The 22244-nt window shown below is 70.8% G+C and carries 15 protein-coding genes; 7 read left to right on the top strand and 8 right to left on the bottom strand.

Features of this window, described 5'->3' with window-relative positions:
• Positions 1 to 20 precede the first annotated feature (20 nt).
• Positions 21 to 1457 (bottom strand): sugar nucleotide-binding protein, encoded by a 1437-nt coding sequence (locus AXF14_RS01595; protein ID WP_067939594.1) that lies wholly within the window; start codon positions 1455 to 1457, stop codon positions 21 to 23.
• Between the two features lie 258 nt (positions 1458 to 1715).
• On the opposite strand from AXF14_RS01595, the gene AXF14_RS01600 reads away from it, so the two are divergent.
• From AXF14_RS01600 to AXF14_RS01615, 4 genes are read left to right on the top strand one after another with little or no spacing between them, the layout of a single operon-like run.
• Positions 1716 to 2546, top strand: coding sequence for an ABC transporter permease (locus tag AXF14_RS01600; RefSeq protein ID WP_067939597.1), 831 nt, complete (start codon positions 1716 to 1718; stop codon positions 2544 to 2546).
• Complete coding sequence (locus AXF14_RS01605) at positions 2546 to 3751, top strand: ABC transporter ATP-binding protein (RefSeq protein WP_067939601.1); 1206 nt, start codon at positions 2546 to 2548, stop codon at positions 3749 to 3751. The genes AXF14_RS01600 and AXF14_RS01605 overlap by 1 nt, the downstream gene beginning before the upstream one ends.
• Positions 3748 to 5124: a glycosyltransferase family 4 protein gene (locus AXF14_RS01610; protein WP_067939604.1), complete on the top strand. Its 1377-nt coding sequence runs from the start codon at positions 3748 to 3750 to the stop codon at positions 5122 to 5124. Before AXF14_RS01605 ends, AXF14_RS01610 begins: the two co-directional genes overlap by 4 nt.
• Complete coding sequence (locus tag AXF14_RS01615) at positions 5121 to 6047, top strand: glycosyltransferase family 2 protein (RefSeq protein WP_067939607.1); 927 nt, start codon at positions 5121 to 5123, stop codon at positions 6045 to 6047. Before AXF14_RS01610 ends, AXF14_RS01615 begins: the two co-directional genes overlap by 4 nt.
• A 51-nt stretch (positions 6048 to 6098) precedes the next feature.
• Here the strand turns inward: AXF14_RS01615 and AXF14_RS01620 are convergent, their stop codons facing one another.
• Entirely contained in the window at positions 6099 to 8654 is a 2556-nt protein-coding gene (locus tag AXF14_RS01620; protein ID WP_067939610.1) for a glycosyltransferase, read from the bottom strand.
• A 137-nt stretch (positions 8655 to 8791) separates the two neighbouring features.
• On the opposite strand from AXF14_RS01620, the gene AXF14_RS01625 reads away from it, so the two are divergent.
• Positions 8792 to 9088 carry a hypothetical protein gene (locus AXF14_RS01625; RefSeq protein WP_067939614.1) on the top strand — a complete coding sequence of 99 codons (297 nt, stop codon included), beginning with the start codon at positions 8792 to 8794 and terminating at the stop codon, positions 9086 to 9088.
• A gap of 50 nt (positions 9089 to 9138) precedes the next feature.
• Positions 9139 to 10509, top strand: a complete 1371-nt coding sequence (locus tag AXF14_RS01630) for a glycosyltransferase (RefSeq protein WP_150118381.1) — start codon at positions 9139 to 9141, stop codon at positions 10507 to 10509.
• Between the two features lie 87 nt (positions 10510 to 10596).
• Here the strand turns inward: AXF14_RS01630 and AXF14_RS14730 are convergent, their stop codons facing one another.
• The 3 genes from AXF14_RS14730 to AXF14_RS01645 form a co-directional block, all read right to left on the bottom strand.
• Complete coding sequence (locus AXF14_RS14730; RefSeq protein ID WP_067939621.1) at positions 10597 to 13524, bottom strand: N-acetylmuramoyl-L-alanine amidase; 2928 nt, start codon at positions 13522 to 13524, stop codon at positions 10597 to 10599.
• A 212-nt stretch (positions 13525 to 13736) separates the two neighbouring features.
• Positions 13737 to 14231 carry a hypothetical protein gene (locus tag AXF14_RS01640; protein WP_150118382.1) on the bottom strand — a complete coding sequence of 165 codons (495 nt, stop codon included), beginning with the start codon at positions 14229 to 14231 and terminating at the stop codon, positions 13737 to 13739.
• A 2-nt stretch (positions 14232 to 14233) separates the two neighbouring features.
• Positions 14234 to 16768, bottom strand: coding sequence for a family 78 glycoside hydrolase catalytic domain (locus AXF14_RS01645; RefSeq protein ID WP_067939627.1), 2535 nt, complete (start codon positions 16766 to 16768; stop codon positions 14234 to 14236).
• Between the two features lie 143 nt (positions 16769 to 16911).
• Here AXF14_RS01645 and rfbB point away from each other — a divergent pair, with 143 nt between their 5' ends.
• Positions 16912 to 17907, top strand: coding sequence for a dTDP-glucose 4,6-dehydratase (gene rfbB / locus AXF14_RS01650; RefSeq protein ID WP_067939632.1), 996 nt, complete (start codon positions 16912 to 16914; stop codon positions 17905 to 17907).
• Between the two features lie 154 nt (positions 17908 to 18061).
• Here rfbB and tagD read toward each other — a convergent pair whose 3' ends face one another.
• The 3 genes from tagD to AXF14_RS01665 form a co-directional block, all read right to left on the bottom strand.
• Positions 18062 to 18460: a glycerol-3-phosphate cytidylyltransferase gene (tagD, locus tag AXF14_RS01655; protein ID WP_067939635.1), complete on the bottom strand. Its 399-nt coding sequence runs from the start codon at positions 18458 to 18460 to the stop codon at positions 18062 to 18064.
• A gap of 175 nt (positions 18461 to 18635) precedes the next feature.
• Positions 18636 to 20867, bottom strand: a complete 2232-nt coding sequence (locus AXF14_RS01660; RefSeq protein ID WP_067939638.1) for a DUF6541 family protein — start codon at positions 20865 to 20867, stop codon at positions 18636 to 18638.
• Positions 20868 to 20927: 60 nt separating this feature from the next.
• Positions 20928 to 22223, bottom strand: a complete 1296-nt coding sequence (locus AXF14_RS01665) for a nucleotide sugar dehydrogenase (RefSeq protein WP_067939641.1) — start codon at positions 22221 to 22223, stop codon at positions 20928 to 20930.
• Between the last annotated feature and the right edge of the window lie 21 nt (positions 22224 to 22244).

A 22244-nucleotide genomic window follows, 5' to 3' on the forward strand; every position in this document is an offset into this window, starting at 1 on the left:
CCCTCGAGCACGACGACGCCTCACAGGTCGATCGTGGGCACGTACTGCCCCAGGCGCTCCATCGAGTCGCGCGGGGTGAAGCCCGTGGCCTCGATCTTGGACAGGTCCAGGGCGGACTTGAGCGGGCGGGGGGCGACGCCCTCCTTGCCGGCGAAGTACTCCTCGGTGGTGACGGGGGTGACGTCGTCGGCGGAGAAGCCGCGCAGCTCGAAGACGCGCTTGGCGACGTCGGCCCAGGAGACGACGGGGCCCTCGCCGGAGAGGTTGTAGGTGCCCCACTCGGCGCCGGTGGACAGCAGGTGGATGATGCCGGCGGCGAGGTCCGAGGTGAAGGTGAGCCGGCCGGTCTGGTCGGCCACGACCGACGGCTTGATGCCGCGCTCGGCCAGGGAGGCCATCGTCTTGGCGAAGTTCTTCCCGTCGCCCACCACCCAGCTGGTGCGCACGAGGTAGTGGCGCTCGGTGGCCTCGATGGCGGCGTCGCCGCCGGCCTTGGACTGGCCGTAGACGCCCAGCGGGCTGGGGGCCTCGTCCTCGGTGTGCGGCTCCAGGGTGCCGTCGAAGGTGTACTCGCTGGAGACGTGGACGATCGTCAGGCCCCGGCCGCCGGCCTCACGGGCCAGGTTCGCCGGGCCCGTGGCGTTGGCCCGCCAGGACAGGCGGCGTCCGTCAGGAGTCTCGGCGCCGTCGACGTTCGTCCAGGCCGCGGCGTTGATGACGACGTCGTAGGCGGACCAGTCGAAGGCGGCCATCTGGGCGGCGTCGGAGATGTCGACGTCGGGCAGGTCCACCCCGGTGGGCTGGTAGCCGGCCTGCGGCAGCTGCTTCATGAGCTCGCGGCCGAGCTGCCCGTTGGCGCCGGTGACGAGGACGCGCCTGCCCGTACCGGTGGTCTCGGCAGCGGGGAAGGGAGTGACCTCGGCCAGTCGCGGGTGCGCCTTGTCCTTGTCGGAGAGGATCGCCTGCTCCAGCGGGATGGGCCACGGGACGGCGGCGGTCTCGTCGGCGAGGTTGAGGAAGGTGTACTGCGCGTCCGGCGACCAGTGGTCGTTGACGAGGTAGGTGTAGGCCGTGTTCGGCTCGAGGGTCTGGTAGGCGTTGCCGACGCCCTTGGGGACGTAGACCGCGACGGAGGGGTCGATCTCCGTGGTGTAGACGGTGCCGAAGGACGGGCCCTCGCGCAGGTCCACCCAGGCGCCGAAGACGCGGCCGGTGGCCACCGAGACGAACTTGTCCCAGGGCTCGGCGTGGATGCCGCGGGTGACGCCGACCTCGTCGTTGAAGGAGATGTTGTTCTGGACGGGGCCGAAGTCCGGCAGGCCGAGGGCCACCATCTTCTCGCGCTGCCAGTTCTCCTTGAACCAGCCGCGGTTGTCGCCGTGGACGGTGAGATCGATCCGGAGGAACCCGGGGATCGGGGTGGTCTCGACGCCGAGGGGCTTAGGGGTCGCAGTCATGTCTTCCGTTCGATGAGCTCAGGCACCGGTCCAGGCACCGTCACCATAGTAGTCGTCAGGACCGCGCGCCCCTACCCCCGGCACGGGAGCCGGAGCGGCCCAGGCCCCAGGACGTCGGCGGGAGGTGCTGGCGACCCCACGAGCGCGGTGACGGTCACCACGGGCGCACGAGGCAGGTCAGGAGAGCCCGCCCCCTATGCTGTCCCCCATGCAGCGCGGTCTCCTCCGTGCCTGCACCTCTTCGACGAAGGGTGAGCCGTGCCAATCTTGCGGGAGCTGCGCGAGTCGCGAGAGCTTCTCTACAACCTGACGCTGCGCGAGGTGAAGGGGAAGTACAAGCGCACCGCGCTCGGTCAGCTCTGGTCGCTGGCGAACCCCCTGGCGCTCATGCTCGTGTACTCGTTCGTGTTCCGCTTCGTCATCAGGGTCCAGCCGGACGCCGGGGACCCCTCCGGCTTGGACGTCTTCGCCCTGTGGCTCATGTGCGGCCTGCTGCCGTGGACGTTCTTCACCAACGTCGTCAACGGCGGCATGGGAGTCCTCGTCGGCAACGAGAACCTCATCAAGAAGGTTTACTTCCCGCGGTCCAGCCTGGTCGTCTCCACCGCCTTGTCCTGGCTGTACTCGTGGAGCATCGAGATGCTGGTGCTCGTCGTGGCGATCGTGCTCCTGGGAGGGAGCCCCTACCTCTTCATCGTGCCCACCGTGGGCGTCATGCTCCTGCTGACCCTCTTCTCCACGGGCGTCGCCATGCTCCTGGCGATCGCGAACGTCTACTTCAGGGACACGCAGTACCTCATGGGAATCGTCTTCCAGATCTGGTTCTACGCGAACCCGATCGTCTACCCGGCGTCGATGGTGCGGTCGGTCTCCGACTCCGTCGGGACGTTCCACGGGGCGAGCATCTTCGACCTCTACCGCCTCAACCCCTTCTACTACTTCCTCGAGGCCTTCCGTAACCTGCTCTACGACAACAGGTTCCCGGACGGGCTCACGTGGGGGGTCATGCTCGTGCTCTCCATCGGCTTCCTCACGGTGGGCTGGAGAGTCTTCAGCTCTCATCAGGACCACCTGGCGGAGGCGCTGTGATGACGACGTCAGCAGTCTCCGTCGAGCACGTCTCCAAGGAGTTCCGCGTCTACAAGGAGCGGAACAACACCCTGAAGTCCGCGATCATGCGTCGCAACCGGTCCTCCTACCAGGAGTTCCAGGCTCTCAAGGACGTGAGCCTTGACATTCCGCAGGGCTCCACCTTCGCACTCGTGGGAGACAACGGCTCCGGCAAGTCGACTCTCCTGAAGTGCATGGCACGGATCCTCGTGCCGGACGAGGGCAGCATCCGAGCCCACGGACGCGTCGCCGCCATGCTCGAGGTCGGGTCAGGGTTCCATCCCGAGCTCTCGGGCCGCGACAACATCTACCTCAACGGGTCGATCCTCGGGATGAGCCGTCGCGAGATCGACAAGAAGCTCGATGACATCATCGCCTTCTCCGGGGTGGAGGACTTCATCGACCAGCCCGTGAAGAACTACTCGTCGGGCATGTACGTGCGGCTCGGGTTCTCCGTCGCGATCAATACCGAGCCCGACATCCTCCTGGTCGACGAGATCCTCGCCGTGGGCGACGCCTCCTTCCAGGAGAAGTGCGCCAAGAAGTTTGACGACCTCAAGGCCGAGGGGCGCACCATCGTGGTCGTCTCCCACTCGATCGCGCAGCTGCGGGCGATGGCGGACACGGCCGCCTACCTGGACCACGGCGCCCTTCAGGAGGTCGGCCCGTCGACGGCCGTCCTCGAGAAGTACGCTGACGCGGCCCGCGAGAACATCCGCATCGACGACGACGGCCGGGTCCGGTGGGGCACGGCCGAGGCCACCGTCCGCAGCGTGGAGGTGCTCGGCGAGGACGGCGCCCCGCTGACCTCGTCCGCGCGGACGGGCTCAGCCCTCGTGCTGCGCCTTCACTTCGAGGCTCCCTCCGCCCTCGTGAGGCCACGAGTGGGCCTCGCGATGAGCACGGGCGTCGGCGCGCACCTGTGGTCCAGCTTCACCAACGACGCGGGCTCCCCCATCGAGCGCATGGAGGGCGAGGGGCACATCGACCTGCGTGTGCCCGACCTGCCGCTGCAGCCGGGAAGATACCCGGTCGACGGGGCGATCATCAGCGCGGACGGCGAGTCCGTCATCGACTACGTCCGGCAGATCGCCGTCCTGGAGGTCGCGCTCGGTGGCCCCAAGGAGTCGGGCGGCCCGGTGGCGCTGCGAGGCACGTGGGGCGACGTGGAGGTCGACCGATGAGCGCGGACGTCACGAGGGCACGAGTCCTGGTCGTCACCCTGGACACGCTCGGCGACCGGATGGCGGGGCCCGCCATCCGCGCCTGGGAGATCACGGCGCACCTTGCCGCCCGAGGGCACTGGGCCCGGCTCGTCACCTTCGCCGAGTGCACCCGTCGCAGTCCGGACTTCGAGGTCGCGAGCATCGGCGTCGACTCCTTCCGCAAGGAGGTCGAGGCCGTCGACGTCGTCATCATCCAGGGCTACGTCGCGGCCACCTTCCCGTGGCTCGCCGACGTGGACCAGAAGATCGTCTACGACCTCTACGACCCGTTCCACCTGGAGTCGCTCGAGGTCGAGCGCTACCAGCCGCTGCCCCTCCGGCACGCCGCCCTGGCTCGCGCGCTCACGGAGCTCGGCACGCAGATCGCCCGCGGCGACTTCTTCATCTGCGCCTCCGAGAAGCAGCGTGACCTGTGGCTGGGCCACCTGGCGGCAGCGGGACGCGTGAATCCGCTGACCTACGACTCGGACCCCTCCCTGAGGGAGCTCATCGACGTCGTCCCGTTCGGGACGGCAGACGTGCAGGCCGAGCAGCGCAGGCACGCGCTCAAGGGCGCCGTGCCCGGGATCACCGAGGATGACCCGGTCGTGATCTGGGGCGGTGGCGTCTACAACTGGTTCGACCCGTTGTCGGTCGTCCGGGCGATCGACCAGGTGCGCGCCGAGGTGCCCAACGTGCGCATGGTCTTCCTCGGCATGAAGCACCCCAACCCGGACGTGCCCGAGATGAGGATGGCGGCTCGCACGCGGCAGGAGGCGGACCGACTGGGACTGACCGGAAGGCACGTCTTCTTCCACGAGGACTGGGTCGAGTACGACGACCGGGTCAACTTCCTCATGGACGCCGACGTGGGTATCTCGACCCACTTCGCCCACATCGAGACGGACTTCTCCTTCAGGACCCGGATCCTGGACTACCTGTGGACAGGGCTACCGATCGTGTCCTCCGACGGTGACGCCTTCGCCTCGTTGATCACGGCCGAGGGCCTTGGCCGCGTCGTGCCGGTCGGAGACGTTGACGCGCTCGCGCAGGCGCTCGCGCTCCTCCTCACGGACCCGGCCGGCCGTGAGGAGACGCGTCAGCGGGTCAACCGTGCGGCGGCGGCGTACCGGTGGGAGCAGGTGCTCGCACCTCTCTTCCAGTTCTGCGACGATCCGCGACACGCCGCCGACTGGGCGGAGCACACGGCCGTGGCGAGACCTGTCAGCCGCCCGGGTGTCCTCACCGCGCTCAGGAGCGACGCGCGGGCCGCCGTGCGGGTGCTGCGAGCGCAAGGGCTCCGCGGGGTGGCCGCGAAGGTCCGGTGGAGACTCGCCAGGTTCCGCCGGTGAGTACCGTCAGGCCGGAGGGAGGTGTCGCCGCCGTCGTCGTCACCTACCACTCGGGGGACGTCCAGCGGCTGGTCAGCGCCCTGAGCGAGCAGTGCGACCACGTCATCATCGTCGACAACGGCTCATCCCGGGCGGAGGTCGACGCGCTGCGCCAGACGTGCACCGAGTCGGGCGCCCTCCTGGTCACCCTGGGAAGGAACACAGGAATCGCGGCGGCCCAGAATCGCGGCATCGAGGTCGCCCGCGAGCTCGGAGCGCAGCAGGTGCTCCTGTCCGACGACGACTCGGCACCTGAGCCTGGAATGGTCACCCGGCTGCTCGAGGGGCTGGAGCTGGCCCAGCGCAGCGGCCCCGTGGCCGCGGTCGGTCCTCTCATCGAGGAGGGCGACGGCGCCGACGAGCTCATCTACGTGGCTCGGACGTGGGGCCCTCGCCGTGCGAACCGCTCTGAGACCCGGGTGGAGCTCGCTCCCGTGGCCTTTCTCGTGGCCTCGGGCTGCCTCCTGAGCCTGGACGCCCTGGACCTCGTCGGGCCGATGAACGAGTCGCTCTTCATCGACCACGTCGACCTGGAGTGGGGGCTGCGTGCGCGGCGCGCGGGCCTCGGGCTCTTCGTCGTCACGAGGGCGCGCATGTCGCACTCCCTGGGGGACCGCATGGTCACGATCCCCGGTCGGCGTCAGCCTGTGCACGTCCACTCCGCGACACGGAACTACTACCTCGTCCGCAACACCACGTGGCTCCTGCGGTCAGCGCTGCTCCCGATGCGGTGGAGGCTCGGCTACGTCTGGTGGATGCTCAAGTACGTCGGCTTCAACGTGCTGGTCAACCCGCCTCGTGCCCAGAGGCTGAACGCCGCCCTCCAGGGAGTTCGCGACGGAGCCCTGGGCCGCATGGGGCCTCGTCACGAGCGCCGTGCGTGACGGGCGGCGGAGGACGACGTCACTGCCGCCCGCACGGCTCGCTCACGAGGCTCACCCCTTGAGACGCCTCCGGGCCCTGGTCGCCACGCCCCGGACGCCCTCGTGACGGATGACCGTCCGGGTCCGCCGGGTGAGCCTGGCAAGGCGGCGCGCCCGCTCACCACGCAGCATCCGGCCGCGGTCCTCCGGCAGGGGCAGGTAGGGGTCGACGACGGCGTCGACGACGGAGAAGGGCTCGGAGTCCGCCACCGGGGTCCACCGGGACGCTTCCCGGTGCCCGTGGACCCGGACGTCGAGCGCCGCACGCACGAGGAGCTCCTCGTACACGCGCCCCTGGAGGGCCGGGGACCACGTGAGGAGAGCCTTCCTGCGCGCCGCTGCTCCGACCTGGGCCCGCAGGCTCCGCGAGGAGACGAGCGCCTCGAGGCACCTCTCCCACTCGTCGGTGGTCGACGCGAGGAATCCCGTTCGCCCGTGCTCGATGGCCTCGGTGAAGGGCGTCGTCGGACTCGCGATGGTGGGTCTGGCTACGAGAGCGGCCTCGAGCCACTTGATGGCCGACTTTGACTCGTTGAAGACCGTCTCCCCTGCCAGGGGGGCGAGGTTGACGTCCGTCTCCCGCAGGAGTCGGGGCAGGCGTTGCCACGGTACGAATGGCTGCCGGTCGACCCGGTCAGTCATCGCGGCGAGCGCCGGCGTCTCAGCCAGGTGCCCTCCAAGACGCAGACGGACCTCGGGGTGGCGACGCATGACGGCGAGGATCGCCGGCTCGAGGACCGCCCAGTCAGCGTCGTGGGTGTCCGTGCCGGAGAAGTACCCGATCGAGACAGAACCGTCGGCGGCCGCGGAGGGGACGTCACGCACCGCCTGGTCCGAGGCCTGCGCCAGGATCCGACCGACACCGTTCGAGAAGCGGTACGCGGGCAGGCCGGACAGACGAGTCGCCTGCGCGCACAGCTCGGCCGTCGACCCGATGAATCCGTCGCAGGCCTCCAGAGTCGTGCGATAGCGGTCGACGCCGTGCCACCACAGAGCCTCCTCCTCCGGAGCGAGGCGAGACAGACCGGGCAGCGTCCCGCGGAGAGCGGGGTCGAAGATGAGGTCGTCGACGTCGTAGAGCACCGGGACGCGTCGCTCCTTGGCCGCGTCAACGACCTGGAGCACCTGGTCCGTCGCGGGGACCCGGTACAGCACGATCGCGTCGGCGTCACGCACCTCCTCCACGAGCCGGGGGTCGCGGTAGTGACGAATGAGCGACCTGTGGCCCAGGCCAGCGAGAGCCTCGGCGGGGAGATGGACCCGGTAGCGCAAGGGCGCTCCGTCGATGCCGACGATGAAGAGGACCTCGCGCAGCAGACGTGCCTGCGCCCTGTAGACGTCCTCCGGGACAGCCGTCGCAGCGCGAGCACCGTCGTCGGCCTGCGAGTAGATCGTGACGAGCTGCTCAGCCTGATCCGTGAAGGCCCGGATGGGGGACGCGGGCCCCTGTCCCGTCAGCAGGCGCGACGCGGCGGGGTCGTCGGCGAGGCGCCCCAGCACCTCAGCGAGCGCCGCAGCGTCTCCAGCAGGGACGACGTGTCCGTTCACTCCGTCCCTGACGACGGCCTCCGGGCCGAGCGTGTCGGTGCAGATGACGGCGAGTCCCGCGGCGAGCGCCTCGCGGGTGAGGATCGAGTGCGACTCCCTCATGACCGAGGGGAGCACGAGGACGTCATGCTCGTCGAGGACGGACAGGAGGTCGTCGGGTGAGTAGGGAGGTAGGGGGCGGAACCAGCGAGGCGTGCCCGGGACGGACCTCTCCCCCACCCCGTAGGCGTCGACCTCGATGCCGGGGCGGTCGCCGAGGGTCCGCGCAGACTCGCACAGCACCTCGAAGCCCTTCATGGGCTGCGTGCCTCCGGCGTACATGATCCTCAGCGGGCCGCTCCCGCGGCGTCGCCGCGGCGTGGTACCGAGCCTCGTCAGCTGGTCATCGGGCAGCCCGTTCTCGTTGACGAGCAGGCGGTCCGGGTCGACACCGTTGGCTGCGAAGACCTGCCTGGCGGCCTCTGACGGCGCGAGGACGAGGTCGACGGAGCGAAGCGCCTCCCGCAACCGTGCGGCGCGCCGGCTGCTGCTCCGGCCGGAGGCGCAGCCACAGGTTCCGCAGTCGACGACGAGGCTGCACGGCACCATCGACTCATCGACGAGGAACTGCCGGGAGCAGAACCACCAGAAGTCGTGCATGGTCACGATCACTCGTGCACCTCGCTCGTGCGCCGCCTCAATCAGGCCGACGCCGAGCGTCTGGAGGGAGTGGACGTGCACGACGTCAGGCTGAACCCGGTCGAGCCACGCCTCGAACACCTCCGTCACAGCGGGGTTGTCGAAGTTGAGCGGATCCGTCCACGCGGTCCACGGCGTCGTCACGACCCAGGTCACGTGGACGCCCTGACCGTCGTCCTCGTCCCAGGTCTCAAGCGGCTGCCGACCGTCGTCCAGGTAGCCGGCGAAGACGAATGACTCGTGGCCGGCCTCAGCGACGTACCGCGCGACGCGCTGCGGGACGAGCGTTCCGCCGGAGACGAAGTTCGGCGGGTAGTGAGCGGAGACCTGGGCGATGCGCATGGAGATCATCCTAACGACGAGGCTGAGCGGGCGGCCGTCTCAGTGGCTCTCAGTGGCTCTCAGTGGCTTCTCCGTGGTCTCCCAGTGGCCTCGGTGGGCGCCGCTGCGGGACGAGGCGCTCGCGTATCATCCGGCGCGTGGTTACTGAACGTGACGGAAGCCTCCCTACGAGGCCCGAGACCGAGCTGCAGCTACGCGTCGCGGAGCTCGAGGCGCAGGTTGCCGCTCTCAAGGAGGCGGCCCTCATCCGAGCCGGCATCATCGAGGACCAGAGCGCCGTCATCGCGGCGCACGACGCCGAGGTCGCCCGGCTCCGCGCTCAGCTGGACGAGGAGCGTGCGCGCTCTCAGGAGCTTCGCGTCCGGGCGCTCGGCAGCGTGCGACTGCCCGGCTCTGGCCGGGTGCGCCGGGCCCTGGGATGGTCCCGACGATGACGGCTGTTCTCGTCAGCCCAGGTCCGGACCTTGAGGTCACTCGACGCAGCGTGGCGCTGTCAACGGGGAACACGGTCCGGTGCGTCGAGATCGACTGGGCGCGGCCCGAGGCCCTGCGAGCCGTGGAGGAGCTGGACGTCGCGGACGACTGGCTGCTCCTGCTGCGGGCGGGAGACGAGGTGGAGCCCGGCGCGCTGGCGTCAGTGACGAGCTTCGGGGAGGCTCTCGGCGCCGACCTCGTCACCGCTGACCGGGTCGAGGGCGGTGAGATCCACCGGGTCCAGCGCTGGAGCAGCTCCCTGTTCGAACAGCTTCCCTACGTCGGCCGCGCACTGGTTGCTCGTTCCCGGCTCCTGGCTGCCGTCGCGCGAGAGACCACCGACGGTGGGCGCTGGGAGTCGGAGTGGGATCTGCAGCTGCACCTCGTTGAGCACGCGGAGCAGCCACGCCACTGTCCGGTGACCCTCCTCCGCCAGACCACCCCCGTGGGTACCGGGGGCGTCGGCGGAAGGCTGCGGAGCCTGCGACGACACCTCAACGCGACGGGGCGTCCCCGCTCGGTCGCACGGATCTCGCTCGCCGGCCCGGCCACACCACGGGTGCGCCCACCGAGCACCCACCGCTGGCCTGAGGTCTCGGCCATCGTGCCGACCGCCTTCGCCCGTCGCCCGCTCGCCGACGGTGCCGAGGCAGTCCTCGTCGAGCAGCTGCTCGAGTGCCTGACCCTGGCGACTGATGACGGGGTGTCCCTCGAGGTGGTCCTCGTCGTCGGCGAGCAGGCGCCGGACGCCTCGATCGCCTCCGCCCGGGCCATCGCGGAGACGGCGGGGCTCGACGTCGTCGTGGTCCGGACCACCGGCCCGTTCAACTTCTCGAAGGCGGTCAATGAGGGCGCACGAGCCGCCCACGGCGAGGTGCTGCTCCTCCTCAATGACGACGTCCAGCCCATCGCCTCCGGCTGGCTCCCCGAGATGCTCGGAGCCTTGGCGCAGCCGGGTGTCACGGCGGCAGGCGCTCGGCTCCTGTTCGACGACGGGCGCATCCAGCACGTGGGCGTGGTCGTCCCACCGGACGGGCCTCCCTTTCACCCTCAGATCTTTGAGAGGGATGACCCGTTGGACCCGCTCGCCCACGCTGACGTCGACTACGTCGCCGTAACGGGAGCGTGCCTTCTCACGCGCCACGCGGACTTCGACGCGGTGGGCGGGATGGAGGAGTCCCTGCCTCTCAACTTCAACGACGTCGATCTGTGCCTGCGGCTGGGGCGGGCCGGAGGTCGGATCGTCTGCGTCAACGCGGCGCGTCTCATCCACCGGGAGTCGTCAACCCGGGAGGCTGTCCTGACCTCCTCGGAGACGTCCCGGGCGCTCCAGTGGCGCGACGGCGCGGTCAGTGACCCGCACGTCGAGTACTGGGGCTAGGGCCCCGAGGACGGGCCCCCCACCCGGGTCGCCCGCACTGGCCTCGGCGCGGATCACCCCGTGCACGAGGCCAGTGCGGGCAGCGGATCACCCGAAGATCTGGGTCATGAGGCTGCGGACGGAAGCACCGTAGCCGACCGCGGAGGCCCAGCCCGCTCCGGCCGGGTTCTCGTGGATGCCGAGGTGCTCGACGTATCTCGCCGACCCCTTGGTGACGTAGGCGAATCGGGGATCGACAAGGGGACGGTGGAGGGTCGAGGTGGACGCTGAGGGGTCAGCGTAGGCACGCAGGTGCTGGACCTGGGCGCGGACACCGGTCCGGACGTCGGCGAATGACGCGCCGGACACTCCGCCCCCGGTGGCCCCCAGGCCACCGAAGTTGTACTGCGAGATCCTGACGTCACCGCCGAACCTCAGCCACCCCGTCTCCTTCATCATCTGGGCGAAGAGAACCTCCGGGCGGACCCCCTCAGCCACGGCCTCGTCGTAGACCACCGTCGCGAAGGAGCGCAGCGTGCCCGTGCCGCCTGCGGCGAGCCGGCGCGAGGGGAAGGTCGCCCCGGACCGCTGGTAGCTGGCGACCATGGCGTTGACCACCTGCGTCCTCGTCCCCGACGGAGCGCCCATGATGGGAGCGAGCCTGGTGGAGGTGGCACCGGCCGCCGACGTCGCGTATCCCAGCCACGCTCCGTTGGAGCCGAATGACGAGGCCCGACCGTCGATCACGCGCCTGCCCGTGACCATCGCGCCGGAGTCGTCCAGGTAGTACCAGGTCCCGTCGACCTGCTGCCACCCGGTGCGCATCGCGCCCGACCGATCCATGTAGAACCAGGTCGATCCCGCCTTCAGCCAGCCCGTGGCCATCGCGCCGGAGCGGCCCAGGTAGTACCAGGCGCCGTCGACCTGCTGCCACCCGGTGCGCATCACGCCCGAGTCGTCCAGGTAGTACCAGGCGCCGTCGACCTGCTGCCACCCGGTGCGCATGCCACCGGAACCACCCATGTAGAACCAGGTCGATCCCGCCTTCAGCCAGCCCGTGGCCATCGCGCCGGAGCGGCCCAGGTAGTACCAGGTCCCGTTGACCTGCTGCCAGCCCGTGGCCATCGCGCCGGAGCGGCCCAGGTAGTACCAGGCGCCGTCGACCTGCTGCCAGCCCGTGGCCATCGCGCCGGAGCGGCCCAGGTAGTACCAGGCGCCGTCGACCTGCTGCCAGCCCGTGGCCATCGCGCCGGAGCGGCCCAGGTAGTACCAGGTCCCGTCGACCTGCTGCCAGCCCGTGGCCATCGCGCCGGAGCGGCCCAGGTAGTACCAGGTCCCGTCGACCTGCTGCCACCCGGTGCGCATACCACCGGAGCCACCCAGGTAGTACCAGGTCCCGTTGACCTGCTGCCACCCGGTGCGCATCGCGCCCGAGCCACCCAGGTAGTACCAGGTCCCCTTGACCAGCTGCCACCCCGTCAGGCGGGTTCCGTTGGCGCTGTAGAGGTACCAGGTCGAGCCGGAGAGCTTCCAGGTCGTCGCCGACGCCCCCATCACCTGCTGAGCGATCGCGCGGATCTGGCTCAGCCTGGAGTAGCCGACGTCGCCCGGGCAGGTCGTGTAGTTCACGTCCCGGTGGGCGAAGATGTAGGTGAAGCTCTGCGTCGAGCCCTTGGGGTACTTGATCATGCTCGACGGGTAGCCCACCACGAAGCTCGAGGAGCCGTAGGCGTTGGTGACGCCCTGACGGCCGAGGAACCAGCCGGCCATCTTGCCGACGGCGTCGACCTGCGCGCTGCTGGGGCTGGTCGCGGTGAAGTCGCCCATCATCGAGACGCCCATGGTGCCGTTGTTGACGCCGAGGGCGTGCCCGCCGGCGACCATCTTGCCGGGTGCGGAGGCCAGGGAGCCGGAGCGCCCCTCGAAGACCTGCCCGTACTTGGAGACGAGGAAGTTGTAGCCGATGTCCCCCCAGCCCAGGGTGACCGCGTGGTAGTAGTAGATGCCGTTGACGATCGAGGCGGACTGCGCGGCGGTGTAGTTGTTGGTCCCGGCCGTGTGGTGGACGACGACGTGGTCGGCCTCGTAGTACTCCCGGGTCCAGGTCATGTACGACTCGTTGGCGCCCCACTCGGAGCGGGTGGTCACGGGCACGGGCAGGCTGTTGGCCGTCGTCGTGGCGGCGAGCAGGGTGGCCGCGGCGGGGCTGACGGCGCTGCCCCCACCGGTGCTGCCCGGGGCGCTCGGCGCGGGCTGCGAGGGCGGGGCGCTCGGCTCAGGCTGCGAGGGCGAGGCGGTCGGGTCGTCGGTCTGCTCGGCGAGGGGCCCCAGGGCGCTGGGCGACGCGCCCGCGTCATCGGTGACGACCTCCGTGGGCTCGGCGTCGACGGTCTCGAGCTCGGAGGCGTCGACCTGCTCCTGGCCGGTCGGCTGCCCGGGAACCATCGCGAGGTTGAGGTCGGCGGGAAGCTCGCCGGACGGGCTGATGATGCTCGCCTGGACGGCGTCGGCGCCGCCCGTGACGAACTCGTCGGTGCCCTGGAGCCCGGTGCCGTCGTCGCGGCCGGCGTCCGAGGCCTGGTTGAGGTACCAGGAGGACCAGACGCCGTCCTCCCGGACGCGCAGGTAGATCTGCGTCCCGGTGGGGAGCTCGGCGGATCCCTTCCAGCTGAACCCGGCGATGAGGAAGTCATCGACGGCGATGGGCTTGGTGAGGAGGGTCGCGTCCTTCTCCGGGTCCACCGGGGCGGTGGACGCCGCGAGGAGCGTCGTGCGTCCGGGGGCCACGCCGCTGCCACCGGAGGTGGCGGCAGGAGCGTCGGACGGGGCAGCGCTCGGCTGGGAGGTGCGCGCTGCCTCATCGAGTCCCGCCTCGGCGACGGCGGTGCCGTCACCCGCCGCGGTCGTGAGCTGGAGGAGCTGGGTGGGTGCTTTCGCCTCGGCCGGGTCGGCAGCGGTGGCGGTCGACGCGGGCGCGAGCCCGACGACGAGGAGCGGCACCGCGGCGACGAGGCCGAGGAGTCGGGAAGCCGACATGGGGGTCCTTTCGGCAAGTTTTCCTGGCTGATTCCTGCGAGACGGCTGTGCAGCATGAGGCACATGTGACTCGTGGGAACTGCGTTGCAGGGTACCGGCTCCCCTCCAGATGACAACGGTGTGATGCCCCAGGTCACACGATTTCACCCGACCAGAGGCGACTCGGGTCTCCCGACCCCGCGCGGTCGGGCACCCCCTGCGGCCGGCGACTCTCAGAAGACCTTGCCCACCAGCACGGTGTCACCCGGACGCCCGTAACCGACGGAGGTCTCGGCGGCACCGGACGACAGCGTGTGACGCATCAGGTAGGTGTTGCCCCGTCTCAGGACGAGGAGGTCGGTCCTGACCCCGGTCGGAGCCAAGATGGTGAGAGCGTGAGGTCCGGCGTCCAAGGTGACGACGAGCGCTCCGAGAGACGCGGTCACGCCGCTCGTACCCACCGCACGGGTCTGACCATCGACGAGCACGCCGGTCGCGCCGCCCGCCCCATCGACGCTGAGCGTGGCACGGACGCCTGCAGGCACCTCGGTCGACACCTGCCACGACCGAGTGACGCCGTCATCTGCGCCCGTGGCGCTCGTGGTCACAGCACCGCGCGCCGTCGAGGTCATCCCCGTCGCCGACATCCCGGGATCGACCGCCACGCCGACGGCGACGGCCCCACCGCCCGCGCCGGTCTCACGGGCACCAGCGACCTGCTGGAGCACCGCTACGGCGCCACCGGCCCCCCCCACGGGTGGGAGAAGGTCGTGTTCGGCTTCGAGGACACCGTCCAGGCCTCGGGCGCGATCGTCGCCTTGAGCGACAAGAGCACGTGAGAGTAGGTCCTCACGTCCGCCGCCTCCGTCCGGGTGAGGACGGCATTGGCCAGGTCCCCGTTCCCGGAGCGGTAGAGGCCGCGGTAGAAGAAGAACGCCATGTAGATGCTCCCGGCGGTCTGAGCCCCTGCCCGACGGGCTGGAGCCACGAGGGACCGCACCATGGCGTCGTCCGCGTAGACCCCGTAGGCGAGGGCGACGTAGGCGTTCTGGGCGACCGCGTGGGACACGGGGGTTCTGCTCGCCGTGAGCCCGTCGACGTAGACGCCGCGCTTCGCGTCGTGGAGCCTGGCGATGACGCTGGCCTTGAGCGAGGCCGCTCGGGCGCGGTACGTCGCAGCGTCACCGGCGACCCCGGCCGCCGAGGCGAGACCGCCGAGGGCCTCGTAGGCGGCGACGGCGAAGACGGTGACGACCGTCTTGTACCGGGTGCCGTCGACGTCGTACCCGGGGAGCTCAGAGCGGGGCCAGTCGACGAGGTCCGTCGTGCCCGTGGACGCCACGAGCCCGCTCGTCCGGTCGAGGGCGACCGTCGCCTCGACCTGCGACCTGACCCGGGTGCAGACGCTCCTGACGTAGGAGGCGTCACCGGCGCGGAGGTAGTCGTCGCGCACACCGATCGCCGTCATGAGCCGGTACTCGGTGTACTGGGAGGGGTTGGCCAGGAGCCAGCGCCACGTCGCCCGGACCGACATCTCGTCGCCGCCGAGGGCGTAGACGAGGGGCTGGACAACCAGCAGGTCCCCCTCGTACGGCCGGCGCTCGCGAGTCACCGAGTCGTCGATGGAGTCCGAGGCCGTCGCGGCGACGGAGGTCCTTCCGAGCTCGACGACGTCCTGCAGCAGGGACGAGCTCGAGGTGAGGGAGCCCGTGAGCCCGGTGGGGATCGACGTCTGGAGCGCACTCACCCGGGAGGCCGTCAACGTGCCCGGGTAGTTGGAGATGGTGACGTACCAGAAGCCCTTGAGCGAGAACCCGCTGAAGGTGACGTCGGTGCCCCGGAAGGTCCAGGTCTCGTCGTAGTGGTTCCCGGTCCGCATCGAGGAGACGGCCTTGCCCCCGCTCAGCTCCTCGCCGAGGTGGACGCGCACGGCCGTGCGCGTCGACGCCGTCGCCGTGAGGCGGACGTCACCGATCACCTCCTTGGCGAAGGCGACGGTCCAGGAGCCATCAGCGTTCCGAGTGACCGAGCTCGGAGCCACCGCGGTGCGCACGGCGCTGCCGGCCAGGGCGGGCGTGAGCGTCCACCCCGCCGGCATGGCCACGAGAGCCGGCGTCGCCCATCCGGTCGTGCCGGAGAGGGCTGAGGCGTCCTGCCAGCCGTAGGGGAACTTCGTCGTGTCCACGTTCTGCGCCAGCTCGGTGTAGTAGCCCGTCCCGATGGAGGTCCCGGAGGTGCCGTAGACGACCTCGTCCATGGCGGCGATCTGCGTGCGGGTCCTGTCCGCCGCGGAGTTGTAGAGGATCGAGCTGCTGCCGTCGGCGTAGAAGGCGGTGAGCTGGACGAGGACGCCGGAGGTCGCAGCCTGCGAGTAGGAGAAGAGACCGACGACGTTGAGGTCGACCTTCATGGCGCTCGTGACGTCGTAGGCGTTGTAGCTCACGGCGTTCCTGGCACGCCGCTCGGGCCCGACGCCGACCTCCGTACCGTTGACGTAGACGTTGAAGACGTGGCGGCGCGACGCCTCGGTATCCAGCGCCGTGGCCGTGAGGACGACCTTCTCGGGCGCGCTCGGCACCGTGACCTTCGCGCGCATGAGGTTGGAGACACTGGTCGTCGGCGTCCACACGAGGGACGTCGAGCGCAGCTGGGAACCGACGGCGGTGACGAAGGGGGCCCGCACGGACACGCGGGAGGTACCGGACGAGTCCGTGGAGGTGACGCGCCAGTAGTAGAGCCGGTTGTCCTCGAGTGCGGCGGCGAGGGCCGGAGCCGTGACCGAGGTCTGGGCGTCGGAGCGGATGGTGCCCGTCGTGGCGACCGGCGTGGCGGAGTCCTTGCGCTGGAAGACGTCGATCCGGTAGGAGCTCTGCGCGTGACTGAGCGACCAGCTGAAGGTGAGGGCGCTCCTGTCAGCCGCCGTGGCGTAGTCCAGGTGGTTCACCTTGAGACCGGTCGGACCGCCCGTCGTCGTGTCCGCCGGGGCGGGGGCCGCGGCGGCGAGGCGACGGACGTTGGCGGCGCCGGTCGGGGCGGCGGTGGCCGTCTCCACGGGCCCCGGTGACGCCTGCTCCACCGGAGCGATGACGTCCGGTGCCGTCGAGGCACCGGCCTCGGCCTGCTCCTGCTCGAGCCGCGCCGTGTCATCCTCGGCAGCGGCGGCAGCGGGGGACGGAGCGACGCCGGGCACGACGCCCGCGCCGAGGAGTGCGAGGACGAGGGCGAGCAGGACGACGCGGACGCGCGAGCCGAGGGAGGGGAGCACGCCAGCGCTCTAGGAAGTCGGTGACCAGAAGCATCGGGGTCGAGACAGGATCGTGATGTATCCAGGCGCACACCTCCCCCTTTGCCCACGTGGCAGAATGCGAGCGGAACTATCACGCAACGCCTCCAGGGAGCCCCGTACCCATGAACGTCCTCATCACCGGCGGCGCCGGCTTCATCGGCGCCAACTTCGTCCACCAGACCCTCGTGCGCCACCCCGACGCCAAGGTCACGGTCCTCGACAAGCTCACCTACGCGGGCAACAAGGGCTCCCTGGCGGACCTCGGAGACAAGGTCGAGCTCGTCGTCGGTGACATCGCCGACGCCGACGTCGTCGACCCGCTCGTGGCCGAGGCCGACGTCGTGGTCCACTTCGCCGCCGAGTCCCACAACGACAACTCGCTGCGCGACCCGTCCCCCTTCATCCAGACGAACCTCGTCGGCACCTTCACGCTCCTCGAGGCCGTGCGCCGCCACCAGGTCCGCTTCCACCACATCTCCACCGATGAGGTCTACGGCGACCTCGAGCTCGACGACCCGGCCAAGTTCACGCCGACGACGCCCTACAACCCCTCCTCCCCGTACTCCTCCTCCAAGGCCGGCTCCGACCTCCTCGTACGCGCCTGGGTCCGCTCCTTCGGCGTGGAGGCCACCATCTCGAACTGCTCGAACAACTACGGCCCCTACCAGCACATCGAGAAGTTCATCCCCCGTCAGATCACCAACCTCATCGACGGGGTCAAGCCGAAGCTCTACGGTGCGGGTGAGAACGTGCGCGACTGGATCCACGTCCTGGACCACAACGACGCCGTGTGGGACATCATCGAGAAGGGGCGCGTCGGCGAGACCTACCTCATCGGCGCCAACGGCGAGAAGAACAACAAGGAGGTCGTCGAGCTCATCCTCGAGCTCATGGGTTACGACAGCTCCGACTACGAGCACGTCAGCGACCGCCCCGGCCACGACATGCGCTACGCCATCGACAACACCAAGCTCGTCGAGGAGCTCGGCTGGGCGCCGAAGTACACCGACTTCCGCTCCGGCCTCCAGGCGACGATCGACTGGTACAAGGACAACGAGGCCTGGTGGCGCCCGCTCAAGGCGGAGGTCGAGGCCAAGTACGCCGCCCAGGGTCAGTGAGGCTCCTCATGCCGTAACCGCTGGCTGCGGGCACCGGCTCTCGGAGCGTCCGCGACCTGTGTCATCCGGTGCTCACGGGGCTCCGCCCCGCCATGGCGGCGGCACGTGCCGCCGCCATGGCGCTGGCCCACGGAGGGCACGGCAGGCGGAGTCCTCAGGAGGTAGCCCCGTGCATGTCGCTCTTGATCTGGGTCGTTGAGACCTCCGGCGTTCGCGGCAGGTAGACGACCTCGCACAGCCCCTCCAGCTGCTCGTCGAAGCGCCCCTTCCAGTCGTCACCGATGACGAAGACGTCGATGTCGTACTTCTTGACGTCCTCGGTCTTCTGCTCCCAGGTGTCCTCCGGGATCACGAGATCCACGTAACGGATCGCCTCCAGCATGGTACGCCGCTCGTCATAGGAGAAGTACGCCTGCTTGCCCTTGCCCGCGTTGAACTCGTCCGAGGAGAGCGCCACGAGCAGGTAGTCGCCCAGTGCTCGTGCTCGTCGTAGCAGCTCAATGTGGCCGTAATGCAGCAGGTCGAAGGTGCCGTACGTGATCACGCGCTTCATCTGACCTCGCTCATCGGGAGAGGGAATGCCCGGACGGGCCTCAGTCGCTCTGTCGGGCTGGAGAGCCGGGCGAGAGTCATCCTAGACCACGCCCCGCCCTCATTCGCCTGGGCTTCGGGGCTGTGACACGCGGGCGCCCGCTCCCCTGGCAGGCCCCGCTCGCCACCGCCCGGCCTCAGCAGCCGGTGATCCGCCAGAGCGTGGCGGTGCCGCCCCGCCCCGATGACGCTGAGTCGATCCGTTCGAGGTACCGCTGCGGCAGGCGGTCGAGGGGCTCGCCCCACAGCGCCTGGCGCCCGCCCCCGGTCGTGCCGTCCTGGACGACGTCGTCGGAGTAGTAGTAGAGGGCTCCTCGCTCACGCAGGATCTCGCACACGCGCGGGTTCGTCCCGATCTCGTCGAGGTGCTCACCGAGCCAGCGCAGGTCCCCCTCGGGCGGCTTGGGCCGGGAGGGGTAGAGCACCTCCACCCCGCCGACGCTCCACAGGTACGCGGACCCGTTGGAGGGGTCGCCGACGACGACGGCGTCCGCCGGCAGCCGTGAGGCCGCGCGACCGATGAGGGCGAGCTCCTCGCCGCCGAGCATGGCGCCGTAGGAGACCCGGTCGGGCACGTGGACGGCCTGAAGGACCTCGGCCTTGAGGGGGGCGCGCCAGGCCGGGGCGAGGACGAGTGAGGCCAGCAGGATCGTGGCCGGGACGTGGTGGCGGGCCAGGGCACGCAGGCCGGTGGCCGGTCCCCTACCGCGCGACGCCCGCCCGCCGGCACCCGGGGCGCCCGCTCCGTCGGCGTCGCCGCCGGCCCCGGCGCCGGCCCCAGCGGCGCCGGCACCCCGCGCGGCGGCGCCGGCCGCGCTCCCCCAGCGCCGGCGGGCCTCGGCGACGCCGAAGGTCGCCAGGACGAGCATCCCGATGGTCGCCAGCGGCATGATGCGGGCGCGCTGGGTGTACCAGGGGCCGGCGAGCCCCCGCAGGGGCCAGGCGGGCCCGGAGGCGAGGAGCAGGAGGGCGAGCGCGATCCCTGTCGCGACCACCCAGCGTCGGCTCCCCGGCGCCCGCCAGGCGGCGACGGCCCCGAGGACGGCGAGCACCGCCAGGAGGAGGTTGCCGGGCACCCACGGGGTGAAGGTCGCGAGCAGCGGGTGGTCGGACACGACGGCCCAGAGCGTCTCCGCCATGTTGGCGCCGCCACGCGGGTAGCGCAGCACGGACAGCAGCGGGACCCGCATCACCCAGGCCCCGGCGACGACGAGGAGGACTCCCGCCACCGCTGCCGTGAGCATCGAGGCCCGGGCCGCGCCGCCGCGGCCCCACGCGCGCCGCAGGGGCGCCGTGCCGGCCGCGAGCGCCACGGGCCCGGCGAGGACGAGGAGGTTGAAGACAGCGGCCCCGTGAGCGACGAGCACGCCCAGGCAGGCCAGCGCCCCGACGCCGAGCGCCGTCGTCCGGGCGAGAGCACCGACGCGCCCCGCGGTGGCGGCGCGCACCACGAGGGCGAGCGCACCAGGCAGCACGGCGAGGCTGAGCGCGTAGGGCCAGGTGCTCGTCAGCAGGAGCAGGACCCCGATGACGGAGCCGGACAGGGCGGTGCCGACCGCCAGGACAGCACCGTCGGCGCCGTCAGCACCGTCGGCGCCGTCAGCACCCTCGGCGCCGTCAGCACCCTCGGCACCGTCAGTACCCTCGGCACCTGCGTCGGGCAGCGAGCGGGCAGTGACCTCGCGGAGCAGCGCCGCGACCCCCAGCGGCCAGACGAGGGCGGCGAGGAGCAGCACCATGACGTTGGCGCCGGCCACCACGGAGCCGGGCAGGAGCGCCGTGAGGGCGTGCCAGCCCGTCGGGTAGTAGACGGCGTGGCCGTCGTAGAGGGAGGCCAGTCCGCCGAGCGGTGAAGCGTCTCCCTCGGCGCGGACGAAGGCGGTCGCCGAGAGGTGGAAGACGGCGTCGGAGGCCTGGGCTGGCGACTCGGGGCCGTGCGTGCCGATGATGACGGGCACGGCGGTGAGGAGCCCCGCGAGGAGGACGGCGCACGTGAGTCGTCGCCGCGCGCGTGCGCTGAGCGGCGTGGCGTCCAGGAGGGTGCGGGTCGCCGCCTCCGAGGCCACCTTCTCTCCGGCGGCGCGGCTGCGCGACCGCCACGGCCGTACCAGCGCGAGACCGAGCAGGACGAGCGCCGCCCAGCACCAGGCCGCGGCGCCCGTGGTGAGCACCGCGCGGTCCCAGCGCTCCCCCACGGCGTGCGCGAGGACGGTGGCGGGGCCGACGGCGGCCAGGAGCAGGGCGGGCGCGGCGCCGAGCGCGCTCACCCCGCGCAGCCCCCAGGACCGCGCGAGCAGCCAGCCGGGCCCCAGCAGGAGCGCGGCGCAGGCGAGGACGGTCGGCAGCGCCGACCACCAGGACCCGTTCATGGGCGGTGCGGACAGGCCGGGGGCGTGGACGCAGAGGTCAGCCGCGGGTGGGGCGTGGGCTCACTCGCCTCCGCCGATGACCAGGCGCGGGGTGCCGGCCCACAGGGCGGGGTCGGTGACGCGGCGGCCGTCGAGGAGGAGTCGCACGCCGGGCAGCTGGGCCGGGGTGAGGTCGCGGTACTCGGGGTGGTCTGCCTGGACGATGGCGAGGTCGACGGCCTCACCGAGGTGGTACGGGGTCCACCCGAAGCCAGCGAGCTCCTCGTCGGTGTACATCGGATCCTGGACGAGGACCTCGGCGCCCTTGGCGCGCAGCGCGTCAACGGTCGGGAAGACGCCGGAGAAGGCGGTCTCCTTGACCTTCCCGCGGTAGGAGGCGCCCAGCACGACGACGCGCAGGCCCGTGAGGTCCCCGAGGACCTCCTCGGCGCGGCCGACGACGTAGTCGGGCATCGTCGCGTTGAACGTGCGGGCGGTGCGGACGACGGAGGCGTCGGGGTCCGTGGACAGGTACAGGCGCGGGTAGACCGGGATGCAGTGGCCGCCCACCGCGATGCCGGGGCGGTGGATGTGGGAGTAGGGCTGCGAGTTGCAGGCGTCGATGACCTTCTCGATGTCGAAGCCGGCCCCGTCCGCGTAGACGGCGAACTGGTTCGCCAGCCCGATGTTGACGTCGCGGTAGGTGGTCTCGGCGAGCTTGGCCATCTCGGCCGCCTCAGCCGTGCCCATGTCCCACACGCCGTTGGGGCGCGGCAGGTCGGGGCGCTCGTCGAAGTCGAGGACCTGCTCGTAGAAGGCGACGCCGGCCTGCGTGCCGGCCTCGTCGAGGCCGCCGACGAGCTTGGGGTAGCGGCGCAGGTCCGCGAAGACGCGGCCGGTCAGGACGCGCTCGGGGCTGAAGACGAGGTGGAAGTCGGTCCCCTCCTTGAGCCCGCTGATCTCCTCGATGAGGGGCTTCCAGCGGTTCCGGGTGGTGCCGACGGGGAGGGTGGTCTCGTAGGAGATGAGGGTGCTCGGCGTGAGGTTCTCAGCCAGGGAGCGCGTGGCCGCGTCCATGAGCGCGAAGTCAGGCTCCCAGGTCTCGTCGTTGACGAAGAGCGGGACGACGAGGACGACGGCGTCGGCCCCGGGGACCGCCTCGGCGTAGTCGGTGGTGGCGCGCAGGGCACCGGCGGGGACGAGGCGCTCGAGCTTCTCAGCGAGGTGCGCCTCGCCCGGGAAGGGCTCGCGCCCGGCGTTGACGGCCTCGACGGTCCTCGGGTTGACGTCGACGCCGATGACCTCGTGGCCCTTCTCGGCGTACTGGACGGCCAGGGGCAGTCCGATCTTTCCCAGGGCAACGACGGCGATGCGCATTCAGCGGCCTTCCGAGTGGTG

Origin of the sequence: Actinomyces radicidentis, from assembly GCF_001553565.1 — a bacterium.
GTDB lineage: Bacteria > Actinomycetota > Actinomycetes > Actinomycetales > Actinomycetaceae > Actinomyces > Actinomyces radicidentis.